Origin of the sequence: Lysinibacillus sp. NPDC097287 (genome assembly GCF_044761695.1) — a bacterium.
Taxonomy (GTDB): domain Bacteria; phylum Bacillota; class Bacilli; order Bacillales_A; family Planococcaceae; genus Lysinibacillus.
In genome coordinates, this window is the sequence record NZ_JBIWCX010000005.1 from 188,979 (window position 1) to 201,299 (window position 12,321).

Consider the following 12,321-nt stretch of genomic DNA (forward strand, 5'->3'; position numbering starts at 1 on the left):
CGTTTATATTTTTTCATAGACGCCATAATGGAACTTCGATGTTACGCGTGTCAGCCGTGTAAAGCCGTACATTTCAAACCATTCAGAACGGAAATGTGCCTTCAACACAACACGCTTTTTCGCCACACGTTTTGCTTCTTGCACCCACTCATCGGTTAACGCCACATGAGCACCGGCTGATCGTAACGCCTCAAAATTAGTCGCCTCTTCAATGACTTCCTCGAACATCGGGTCCATATACACAACATCAAATGCATTATCTGGTATCGATTTTAAATACGCAATCGCTTCTGCCTGTACGACCTCAATTTGTCGCATACAAGCTGTTAATGGTAGCTCCGTCGTATCATAAGTTTGCATACCCTGCGCCACAATAAACGCCACATTTGGATTCGCTTCAAGCCCAACGACTTTCCCCTGCTCACCAACTGTAAACGCCGCGAGCATCGCATCCGCCGCGAGCCCAAGTGTACAATCTAATATGGAGTCACCCTTTTGAAGTTGCGTTGCCTCTAAAAACGGCTCCGCTTCCCCTCTTGCTACGCGCTTTAATCGAAATGCTGCCGAATTTGGATGAAAGAAAAATGGCTCACTCGCTCCAAATGCATAATATTCAAAGCGATTTTTCCCTGCAACAATAACATTTGCATGCAAGCTCTCCGAAATTTTTCGTACCGAACGCTTTTTTCTAGGCTCAAATGGCGCATTTAATTGCTTACACGCAAAATCAGCGAGCGCCATCGACAAGTCGTCTGGTCTGCCCGCTGTAGTGATAATAGTTGTTATTTCTCGCATGTTTGCTCTAAAACGCCTGTTAAATGCGCAGTAATTTGTTCCACTGGGAATCCTTCAATTTGCTCACGAGGAATGAAATACGCTAACTCACCGTCTTTTAAAATTGCCATTGATGGAGAGCTTGGTGGAACCTCGCTAAAGAAACCTCGCATTGCTGCAGTTACTTCCGGATCTTGTCCTGCAAATACCGTTACAAGATGATCTGGTTTCACAGTCGCTACCGCTTCACGCGCTGCTGGACGTGCTAGACCTGCCGCACAGCCACATACTGAGTTGATGACAACTAGTGATGTACCCTTTGCCTCCGCCATAAATTCATTTACTGCATCCACAGTTGTTAGCTCGCTAAATCCAGCCTCCACTAACTCTTCACGCATCGGTTTAACTACCTGTCTCATATATTCATCGTAAGCGTTCATATATTTACCCCTTTTCATATGTATTCACAAAGCCCATTATAGCAAGGTTTTTTGCATTAGTATAATATTTGGATTTCACCATTATTCAAATGTATTCAGATTTTTGGTTGCTTTTATGTTGCTTTGGTTGCTAATTATGTTTCGTAAAACGTAATTTAACATACAAACTGACAAGGACGGGTATATTTGATATATTGGTAATATGCGGAAATAGAGGGGGTAGGGAATAGACTTGAAGAAATTAATTTTTAGTGTTGCATTAATATTAAGCTTAGGATTAGCTGGATGTGGCAATGATACAACCAATCTAGTATCAAAATTAAGAACTCAAACACCAGCTTCTGCAACAACTAGCGATAATGAAAAAGAAGTAGCGAATCAAGGAAAAAGTATTGCTATTAAAAGTGGGACATATAAAGTCGGCACTGATTTAGATGCTGGAGAATATTTAGTTGTAGCAGATGCTTTTATGGTTAATGTTGACGTATCTAAAGATAGCTCAGGAACTCTTGATAGTATCTTATTTAAAGCAACACTATCACCCCGTGCTCACATATATGTGACAGTACAGGATGGTGAGCTCTTTAAGGTTGATGGCGGAAAAATTTACCTCATAGCAGATGCTCCCTCGTTAATTCCTAATGATGGTGTATATAAAAACGGACAATATAAAGTAGGTACAGATATTCCAGCAGGTGAATACAAGTATGTATTAGAAAGTACAGCAGGAATAGGATATCTAGAAGTTTCATCTAATAGTCGTCACGATTTAACTACGATTGTATCAAATAATACTCCGCGATCAGATGGTTATATTACAGTTAGTAATGGTCAATATCTAACATTACAAGATGTATATATCGAATCTAAATAATATTTCTAATGATTGGAAAAAGTCACTCATTTGAGTGGCTTCTTTCCTTTTATTAATTTTTTTAACCGAAAAAAACCTCCGCACTCTAGCGAAGGTTTAAAAAGAATTGAAGGAACTTAGTTTTTCTTGATAAACTAGATATTCCAAGTTGATGTCACGAAGGGGATTATATCACTCTAGATCCATCATAGATGGCTGCTAATAGATTTGTAGGTACTACAAAGACAGCCCCCACCTTCTTACGCTCATCAAACTTTGCTATCTCTACTCGTTTCGGAAGTGGTGCAGTTGAATATTTTGGTTTATATGTTGTCAGTCCCTCATTCAAGGTTACATCATAGACCTATGCGAAAGGTGTTTTATGCTGCCCTATTAAATTAGGTTAGTCCAACAGATGGAGAAAAGGTGTTTTTATTGCTCCTACTAAGCCTTCATATTATTTCACTGTCGAATAAATTGTGTCATACGTTGCACGTAACTTTTGCTTTTGAATTTTCCCTGTAGAAGTCATGGGGAACTCTTCCACTAAAATAATTTCCTTAGGAACTTGGAAACCAGCTAAATTCGCTTTACAGTATGCATGAATCATTTCCTTCGTTACGCCGTCTTTCACCTTTACAAAGGATGTGACTGCTTCAATCCATACAGGATGCGGGAGACCAACAACAACTGCATTTTCCACGTGCTCACAATTCAACAGTACTTGCTCGATTTGAATAGAAGCTACATTTTCACCGCCTGTTTTAATCATATCCTTCTTACGATCAACGAAAACGATAAGTCCATCATCATCCATATAACCTAAATCTCCTGTATGATGCCAGCCAAATTTTTGCACCTCTGCTGTAGCCTGAGGATTATTCAAATAGCTGCTCATGACATTTGGACCACGATGAACAATTTCACCTACAACATGCTTTCCTAGTATACGTCCCTCTTCATCCATAATCACAGCATCATTAATTACACTCGGCTCACCCCAATAACTCCCTACCTTTGTGAGCTGATATTGTGGCTTAAAAACAACTGTTGCGGGGTACATTTCTGTTTGTCCAGTAGCTAGGTAGAAATCAGCATTCAATTGCTCAATTCCCGTACGTAACGTCGTTTGATCCATCGGCGCCATCGCATATAAGCATTTATTTAAGGAAGATAAATCATATTTCGAACGATTTGGATGGAAAATAAGCGCACGATACATAATTGGTAATGCAAAAATAAACGTAATCTTCTCAGATTGAATCGTTTCAAAAAAGACGATTGGGTCGAACTTTTGCGATACGATTATTTTTCCACCTACTAGGAAAAACGTTTGTAAAAATACATGTTGTGCACAGTGAAAATAAGGCATAACCGCTATTAACGCATCATCCGCTTCTACCTTCATTTCTATTGCATTCGCCATACTAGCCATATGCACAGCTATGTGTGAAATACAAACACCTTTGGGATTACCTGTTGTACCACTTGTAAACATAATTTGAGCAATGTCACGGTCTTCAATATGAACATTAGGCTCGTCCGAAGAGGCTGAGCTATAGGCCTTTGTAAAACAATTTGCTTCATCTGAGCGTGGTGTCACAAGTTGTGCATAGGGGCTCATAATGGATGCATGCTTCTTTAGTAACATAGCATCACCAATTACAAGACGTACATTGGCCTCTTTTAAAATATAATCAATGTCAGAGGTTGTTAAGCCTGGGTTTATGGGAACCCATACCAAGCCGGCTTTTTGAATGCCATACATCGCAATTATATACTCATATGAATTTAAGCAAAGCGTTGCAACTTTATCTCCTTTTTCAAAACCGAGATTTACTGACAAATAATTTGCGACTTGATTTGTGTGTGTATACACATCTCTATAAGTATAGCGTTTGTCACCGTCAACAACTGCCTCTTTGTTTCCAAACTTACTCGCTGTTCGTCGTATTACATCACCAATTGCTACTCGATTGATAATCGAAATTTGTTCTTTCATCCGATCGCCTCCTTGTTTTTTACGATAAGCTGCTTCCCAATTACGTAAAAATCATCTGAACAATCTGTTTCCATCGTGCAATACATTTCACTATCACGCCATATAGTTATATACACCGTCTTATACTAAATAGATTTTTAGCTTATGATCCTCTAAATTGTGGCTCCCTTTTTTCTGCAAATGCCGCAACACCTTCTTTTGCATCCGAACTTTCAAAAACCGCTTTAGCATACGAAATTTCTTTATGAAAGGCTTCTTCTATGGGGAAATTTAGTAGCTCAATTACTGCTTTTTTTGTGTTTTGAATTGCTAGTGGGCCATTCTGACAAATAATGTCAGCATATCTTTCTACTTCTTTCATTAACTCTTCTTTTGGGACTACTTTGTTGATGAGACCAATTTTTTCAGCTTTCTCTGCTGTAAGTTGTTCCCCAGTCAATAATATTTCCATAGCTTGGCAATATGGTATTTGTCTAGCTAAGCGCACAAGAGAGCCCGCAGCAGCCATAATCGACCATTTTGGCTCTGGTAACCCAAATATTGCATCTTCACTTGCAATACGAATATCTGTCGCCTGTAAAATTTCAGTCCCCCCAGCTAAACAATAACCATTTACGGCTGCAATGATTGGTTTCCAGATTGGCACGTTTTTTAAAACAGCATCGTTTAACAGCTCGAAATCGAGTTGCCCATCAGATATAAGCGGAATAGTCTTTTTCAAATCCGCACCAGAGCAAAAAGCCTTGTCACCCGCACCTGTTAAAATTATGACTCTTATATTATCGTCTGCTTGAGCCTCTTTGAAGTATTCTGCAAGTAATTGAAAACCCTCTGGTGTCATTGAATTCATCGCTTCAGGTCGGTTAAACGTAATATATGCTTTAACACCTTTTTTCTCATATAAGACAGGTTTCATCAATACTATTCCCCCACTTCATTCAGTGATTTTTTTCGTCGGTCCCACGTATTTATACTTACGTCACTATATTCTTTTTTCAAAATCGACTTTTGAATCTTTTGTGTTGCGGTTTTAGGTAAACTATCTCGAAATTCGATGTACCGCGGGATTTTATATTTAGCCATCGTAGACTCACACCACTGAATGATTCTTTCCGGTTTTATTTGTACTCCTGGGTTAGTGACGATAAAAACTTTAATTTCTTCACCACGATCGTCATCAGGAATAGGAATTGCAGCTACTTCCCAAATCTCAGGATGTGATAATAATACCTGTTCTATTTCAGCCGAAGATATATTTTCCCCATTACGTCGGATGATATCTTTTTTTCTGTCTAGAAAATACAAATATCCATCCGAATCCATATATCCTATATCACCTGAATACATCCAACCATTTCGATAAGCCTTTTGAGTTTCCTCTATATTATTCCAGTACCCGAGTGTCAGTGATGGACCCGTGAAAATGATTTCTCCTGACTTAAGTGGCATTTGAGGATTACCTAATTCATCCACAATCATGACTTTATGGTTTTCAAACGTTTTTCCACAGGATCCAATTTTGCGATTTCCAACTCGGTTAATTGTTCCAGCGCCTTCTGTCATGCCGAACAACTCAATCATTTCCAAACTCCATCTAGTTTCATATTCTTCTATCTTTTTAGGGTTCGCCTGTGCTCCTACCGCCAAACGTAGTGTATTATGCTTTTCCTCTTCAGAGACTGTTAATTTTAATAATAGTGGTAAAATAGATCCTAAATAAAAGAAAACAGTTGCTTTAAATTTGGCTATCTCTTGCCAAAATAAGTTCGGTTGAAATTTATCTAAAAGAACAATGCTCGAACCTGAAACGAGGGACGCGGTTACAGTAAGTATTTGAGCATTCATGTGAAAGAGAGGTAAGTAGGTTAACAGGCGATCTGTTTCATTAAACTTCACTGCCTCAACTCCGGACTTCGCCAAATGAGAGTAGTATCTATGTGGGCACATAACCCCTTTCGGATTACCTGTAGTGCCTGATGTATATAAAATTGAAGACAGCTCATTTTCGTCAGGTATTTCACAATCCAAATTACCCGTTTTCTCCAATAAACTCTTCATCGAAATCCAGCCATTTTGAGATGCACCTGTAGTAATAGTAAATAATATCGACTGACATTCTAATACCGCTGGACTTAATACTTCATTTATAGCATCATCCTCACCAATTAAACCTACAACTTCACTATCATTCAGGATAAAAGAAACTTCCTTTTTCTGTAATGAAGTATTGATAGGGACCATAATTGCACCAATTCGATTTAAGGCAAACCAAGCATATAAAAACTCCGGTTTATTTCGAAGATACAGAGCCACCCTATCTCCTTTAGTAATACCTAGGGAATAAAGTGAGTACGATAAAGCGTTCACACGTTCATGCAAATCTTGATAGGTCAAAGTCTCGCTGCTCGTAAATAAATACTCTTTATTTGGTGTATGACTAGCATGATAATCTAGTAATTGATTTATTTGATACAACTTTTTAACCTCCTTTTTCTTTCTCCTTTACAAACAAAACAATGAAATATTTATGCAAAATACAACCTCACGAAAAGTAAATATTCCCTATGCTAAAAATTCTACTAAACTGTTCTCTCAATATAAACTTTTGAATTTTCCCTGAAGGAGTTCTAGGGAGTTCATCTACAATAATAATTTGCTTTGGTTTTTTGTAACCTGCGATTTTTTCATCTATAAATTCTAAAATTTCTTTTTCAGTTACTACCTCACCTTGTTGTAAAACGATTATTGCGCATACTGCCTCGATATATTTTGGATCTGGAATACCAATTACAGCTACATCATGTATAGCCGTATGCCGGATTATTACGTCTTCAACCTCTACCGCATAAATATTTTCACCACCGCTGCGAATCATATCTTTTTTTCGGCCAGATATCGTTAAGTATCCATCCTTATCCAAATATCCTAAGTCTCCAGTATGACACCACCCATTTACAAATGTACTCGCTGTCTCTTCCGGTTTCCTCCAGTATCCCATTGATACTGATGGACTCTTAATGCAAACTTCTCCTACATTTCCATGACTTAAAACATTTCCTTGGTCATCTACAATTTTAATTTCTGTAAACGGCATTGGCTTCCCTACTGAATGTCCTTTCAATTTCACATCTTGTGGATCTAACGATGCTGCTATAGGGGTCCCCTCTGTAAGCCCATAAATTTGCACAAAATCAATATGTGGAAATAAGTCATGTAATTGTTCAATTGCCCAAGGTACAACAGGGTCTCCCCCTGAAAAAATCCGCTTCAAGCTTGTAAAATCATATGTGGAAAAACCATTTACATTTAGCATGTCATATACCATAAAGGGAAAAAGTAAAATATCTGTCACTTTTTCTTGTTCGGCAGTAGACAATACTCTCTCAATATCAAATCCCCCACTACTTGTTAGTATCACTGTTCCGCCCATCACTAAAACGGATAACGAAATATCTTCCATCGCACCAACATGATAAAGAGGTCCCGTTGACATTGTGATAGATTGTTCATTAATTCCCCATTTGAGTATTTGCATATTTGCAAACCATAACGTATTTTCATGCGACCAAAGAGCACCTTTAGGTCGACCCGTAGTACCAGATGTATACATCAACATGACCGGATCAGATTTATCAATGTCTATTCCTAGAACTTCTGATGGACTACCTTTTTCTAATACATCCCAACTATTTGTCCAATTTGCGGAAGTAATATTCTCATTTTCAAGGCATACATACTCTCTTACTTTAATTGAACTTTTAATAGGTTCTATTTTGCCTTGAATACTTGAATGCAAACAAAGGATTTTAGTTCCAGAATCATTCAAAATATATTCAAATTCTTCACTAGATAATCTAAAATTTATTCTAACTGCGATTGCACCTAGCTTTGCGATTGCAAAATAAAGAGCAAAATACTCGAGGCAGTTATATAAAAGGATCCCTACTCTATCACCTTTTACAATGCCCATTCGTTGTAGTGAATGAGCATATTGATTCGAAATTCTATTTAAATCACCATATGTCCAAGTTTCATTGGACTCTAATTTTAATGCGATTTTTTCAGGAGATATTGTTCGAATCCTGCTTTCAACTCTGTTAACTAAATAGCCAACGTTCATTTTGAAATCCCTCCTATTCAATTAGCCTTCCATAGCATCGAGCAATTCTTTATCTAACTCCTCATTTGACTTTTGAGTCATGAGAGAAACGGTGATAAATACAATAATTGAAACGGCGAATGCAACTGCACCAATGATTACACCAGGTGGGAGTAAGATAAACCCATATTTCGCGCAAATCTCTAGTGCAAAATTTAATACCAATCCAATGATTATACTTGAGACAGCTCCATATTTTGTTGCCCTTTTCCAAATTAGTCCCAATACTACAGTTGGGAAAATGGCAGATGCGAAAGTTCCCCAGCCAAATACCCCTAATAACGCTACCAATGTATCCATATAAAAAGAGAATAGAGTTGAAATTACTAGTAAACCAACCACCGCTATTCTATTCCATAGCAATTCATTTTTCACTTTAATATTAAATGCTTTTGGTATATCTCTTGTTAAACCCGAAGCACCTAAAGTTACAAAACTTGAACCGGTAGACATAATAGCTGCAAGTAATCCTGCAATCACTAAACCACCTACAACTGGAGAAGTAAAATGCGTAATAAATACTGTTAATGCCTCATCTGGTGAAGATAATTCTGGGAAATCCCCTTTAATATAAAGAGATCGAGCAGATAGCCCAATACCTATAACTAATAGAGTACTAAGTGTATAGGCAAACCCCGCTGTGAATGCTCCCCATTTTAATTGCTTCTGATCTCTTACCATTAAAAATTTTGTTATAAAATGGGGTTGACCAGCGGCCCCTAAACTAAATAAAAAGATCCAGCAAGCAATAGAAACCATTGAAAACGTTCCAAATGGAGAAGCCAATAATGGATCAAAGTTTTGTAGATTCTCAGTAATACTCTGAACACCGCCACCTACATTTAGTGCTATGAAGAAAACCAAGACGGAAACAACAACCATAATGACCCCTTGAAATAGATCCGTATATACACCAGCTAGAATGCCTCCACCTACACAGTAGAATCCTAGAATGGCAAGTCCAATCAAAGCTCCAACCATTGGAGTGACACCAAATATCGTATGCATAATAATGCCCATCGCCTGAACTTGTGTTCCAAGATAGCCAATTACACCAAGGGTAACTGCTAATCCAATCCATCCTCTTACAGCTTTACTGTTATACCTTCTTTCCACTACATCACCAAGCGTATATATTTCTCCTAGCTCTCCTATTTTCCACATTCTTTTTCCAACTAAGAACCAAGTTAATGCAAAGCCTAAAGGAGCAGCAATTCCGACTCCCGCCAGAAATCCCATTCCTCCAGAGAATGTTAACCCTGTCCCACCTAACATTCCAAAACCACTCTGAATAGAAGAAAATGCAGCAATAGCCATGACGAACATTCCAAGGTTTTTACCAGCAATTAAAAAATCACTAGTTGTTTTGGTCTTTCCAGTAGCCCAAACCCCAATCAAAATACAAATTACTAAATATATAACTGCAATAATAATAATTGTGTTGTTCACTTATCCCACCCCTTATTGTCAGATTCGCCAACCCACATGTAATTTTAATTGTTTAACGTTTCCTCTTTTGAGAAGGTCCATGCATATAATAAACAAATTATATTTGCTAACGGCCAAATACCAAGTATATATAAAGCCATGCTTGGAGTTAGTCCAAATATATATTTACTTCCTCCTGTAGGTGTGTCGATTGTCATAATATCCAACCATACATATAAGATGCTATATGCAATTACAACTGACGCTGGAATCCAAATTTTCCAAGGATTTTGTTTTACATTTTTCAAAATTCCAAATAAAATAGCAATGCCAATTACGATTAAGTAGGGGTAAAGAATGAATCGCCATGAACCAGTTATCGTCCCAATAAAAGTTATAATTACAAGACTTAGAAGTGTGTAGATGAGCTTATCGATAAAAGACATATTCCGAACCCTCCTCGTATTTTTATAAATCAAAAATTGTCCATCATAAGTGTTTTTCAACAGAATTTATCGTTGTCTCACCATTCAAAAATGCTTCATGTTTTATCACACTCTTACCAGCCCATATATTCCATACTTCATCATTTATATTAAAATCCATATTAGTCAGGATTCAGGCTCATCACCAACTTTTAGTGATGAGCCAACTAACAATCTATCTACTTCTCTTTATTTACCAACACCTTTATTATCCCAGTCGTTACAGGCTCACCAGTTTGTTTAACAATTTTTTGTTTACATGTTACAACACCTGTACCATTTTCTTTGTCTAGTAAATCAGTTACTTCTAGTTCTACATGAATCGTATCATCTATAAATGTTGGATGAATAAAACGAAGTTTTTCTATCCCATAAAAAGCGACTATAATATCTGGATCCATTACTTGAAGCCCAGTTGCAACTGATAAAACAAGCATTCCATGCGCAATCCTTTGTTTAAAAGGAGTGTTCTTTTCCGCATATTCCTTATCAGTATGAAGTGGGTACCAATCTCCGCTAAATGCAGAAAACATTACGATATCCGATTCCGTAATCGTACGACCTCTGGAACTCCATTTCTCATTTACTTCAAAGTGTTCAAATTTTTTATTAAACATTTCATCAACTCCTCAAATTTTCGAATTTTCAGTTATTAGTTCTCGTAAAGATGTTTTCAATACTTTTCCTGTTGCATTTCTAGGTAGTTCCGCAACCAATTCGATTTGCTTTGGAATTTTAAATGGGGCCAGCTTTCCTTCGCAAAATCCTCGTACTTCTAGAAGACTTATATGTTCATCCTTGTTCTTCAAAGCAATAACCGCTTTCACAGACTCTCCCCATTTTTCATCTGGATAACCTACAATGGCTACCTCTTTTATATTTGGATGACGGAATAATACTTGCTCTACCTCAATAGGGTAGACGTTTTCTCCTCCAGTAATTATCATATCTTTCATACGATCTACGATATAGAGAAAGCCCTCTTCATCCTGTTTAGCAAGATCCCCAGTGTAAAACCAGCCATTTCTAATTGCATCTTTTGTTGCTTTCGGCTTATTCCAATATTCGATAAAGATATTAGGTCCCTTCACAATTAACTCTCCGACTTGCCCAACCGGTACTTCTTTATCAAATAAATCTACAATTTTAATATCCGTATGCATCGGAGTTTTTCCTACTGAACCATTTTTCCTCATACTATTATCACTATCAAGTACGCAGACTATAGGGGCCGTTTCTGTTAACCCGAATCCTTCAAAGAATGGGATGCCTCGCTTCTGGAAAAATTCTATAATTGTGAGTGGACAAGGAGCCCCACCCGATATATTAAATTTTAAAGAGCTTAAATTATATTGATCTAAATTCGGATATTGTGTAATGGCAAGCCACATTGCAGGGACTAGAAACAAGGATGTTATTTTTTCTTGTTCAATGATCTCTAACGTAGATTGCGGATCAAATTTGTCCTGCAACACTACCGTCCCACCTTTATACAATGTAGGTGTAGTAAATATATTCATCCCGCCGATGTGAAACAATGGTGCTACTCCTAAAGTAATCATATCTTCGTCAATCGGTAAGCTATCAAGGCAATTTATTGCATTCCATTGTGTATTACCATGTGTTAAAACTGCTCCTTTTGGTCTTCCAGTCGTTCCTGATGTATACATCATCATGTGTGCATCTTTTAGACCTATTACATACTCTGTCTCATCGTTATTTGCTTGAATGAGAAGTTTTTCGTAATCTAAGTCCTTTTCAGTTTGATTTTCTCCAACGCGAATAAAATAATGTATTTGCGATGTCCTTGATTTCAGCCCATCCACTATAGTTTCAAGTTGATCATCATAAATGAAAATAATCCCACCTGAATCATGAACAACATATTCGACTTCATCGACACTTAATCGGTAATTAATCGGTACAAAAATCGCACCTATTTTTGCACAAGCAAACATCGCTTCCATTAATTCATTTCTGTTAAAGAGCAATGCATTAACCCGATCACCCTTTCTTATGCCGAGATTCACCAGGGAATTTGCCAATCGATTCACTCTGTCATTCAATTCTCGATAAGTAAATCGTTTGTCATTATAGATAATTGCAGTTTTCTCTGCTTTGCACTCACTATGCTTAACTAGCCAAGAACCGATGCCATTTATCATAAAATATATACTTCC

Annotated in this window: 12 protein-coding genes; 1 reads left to right on the forward strand and 11 read right to left on the reverse strand. The window is 37.4% G+C overall.

Features of this window, described 5'->3' with window-relative positions; all coding sequences use genetic code 11:
* Positions 1–3 precede the first annotated feature (3 nt).
* Positions 4–795, reverse strand: coding sequence for a class I SAM-dependent methyltransferase (locus tag ACIQ2D_RS09900; protein WP_402863140.1), 792 nt, complete (start codon positions 793–795; stop codon positions 4–6).
* Positions 783–1,214: a BrxA/BrxB family bacilliredoxin gene (locus ACIQ2D_RS09905; RefSeq protein ID WP_402863143.1), complete on the reverse strand. Its 432-nt coding sequence runs from the start codon at positions 1,212–1,214 to the stop codon at positions 783–785. The genes ACIQ2D_RS09900 and ACIQ2D_RS09905 overlap by 13 nt, the downstream gene beginning before the upstream one ends.
* A gap of 232 nt (positions 1,215–1,446) precedes the next feature.
* Between ACIQ2D_RS09905 and ACIQ2D_RS09910 the strand changes: the two genes are divergently transcribed.
* The gene (locus ACIQ2D_RS09910) at positions 1,447–2,088 is read left to right on the forward strand and encodes an Rv1352/Rv1906c domain-containing protein (protein ID WP_402863146.1); all 642 of its coding nucleotides are present in this window, start codon (positions 1,447–1,449) and stop codon (positions 2,086–2,088) included.
* A 166-nt stretch (positions 2,089–2,254) separates the two neighbouring features.
* Here ACIQ2D_RS09910 and ACIQ2D_RS09915 read toward each other — a convergent pair whose 3' ends face one another.
* The 9 genes from ACIQ2D_RS09915 to ACIQ2D_RS09955 all read right to left on the reverse strand — a co-directional run bounded on the left by ACIQ2D_RS09915 (position 2,255) and on the right by ACIQ2D_RS09955 (position 12,306).
* Positions 2,255–2,416, reverse strand: coding sequence for a hypothetical protein (locus tag ACIQ2D_RS09915; RefSeq protein ID WP_402863149.1), 162 nt, complete (start codon positions 2,414–2,416; stop codon positions 2,255–2,257).
* A 108-nt stretch (positions 2,417–2,524) separates the two neighbouring features.
* Positions 2,525–4,069, reverse strand: a complete 1,545-nt coding sequence (locus ACIQ2D_RS09920; RefSeq protein ID WP_402863152.1) for a class I adenylate-forming enzyme family protein — start codon at positions 4,067–4,069, stop codon at positions 2,525–2,527.
* Positions 4,070–4,211: 142 nt separating this feature from the next.
* The gene (locus ACIQ2D_RS09925) at positions 4,212–4,985 is read right to left on the reverse strand and encodes an enoyl-CoA hydratase/isomerase family protein (RefSeq protein WP_402863324.1); all 774 of its coding nucleotides are present in this window, start codon (positions 4,983–4,985) and stop codon (positions 4,212–4,214) included.
* Positions 4,986–4,990: 5 nt separating this feature from the next.
* On the reverse strand, positions 4,991–6,544 hold the full coding sequence (locus tag ACIQ2D_RS09930; protein ID WP_402863155.1) for a class I adenylate-forming enzyme family protein: 1,554 nt from the start codon (positions 6,542–6,544) through the stop codon (positions 4,991–4,993).
* Positions 6,545–6,611: 67 nt separating this feature from the next.
* Entirely contained in the window at positions 6,612–8,189 is a 1,578-nt protein-coding gene (locus ACIQ2D_RS09935) for a class I adenylate-forming enzyme family protein (protein WP_402863158.1), read from the reverse strand.
* Between the two features lie 21 nt (positions 8,190–8,210).
* Positions 8,211–9,677: a sodium:solute symporter family transporter gene (locus tag ACIQ2D_RS09940; protein WP_402863160.1), complete on the reverse strand. Its 1,467-nt coding sequence runs from the start codon at positions 9,675–9,677 to the stop codon at positions 8,211–8,213.
* A gap of 44 nt (positions 9,678–9,721) precedes the next feature.
* Positions 9,722–10,102, reverse strand: coding sequence for a hypothetical protein (locus tag ACIQ2D_RS09945; protein WP_402863163.1), 381 nt, complete (start codon positions 10,100–10,102; stop codon positions 9,722–9,724).
* Positions 10,103–10,320: 218 nt separating this feature from the next.
* On the reverse strand, positions 10,321–10,758 hold the full coding sequence (locus tag ACIQ2D_RS09950; RefSeq protein ID WP_402863166.1) for a MaoC/PaaZ C-terminal domain-containing protein: 438 nt from the start codon (positions 10,756–10,758) through the stop codon (positions 10,321–10,323).
* A 12-nt stretch (positions 10,759–10,770) separates the two neighbouring features.
* Positions 10,771–12,306 carry an acyl-CoA synthetase gene (locus tag ACIQ2D_RS09955; RefSeq protein WP_402863169.1) on the reverse strand — a complete coding sequence of 512 codons (1,536 nt, stop codon included), beginning with the start codon at positions 12,304–12,306 and terminating at the stop codon, positions 10,771–10,773.
* Positions 12,307–12,321 lie beyond the last annotated feature (15 nt).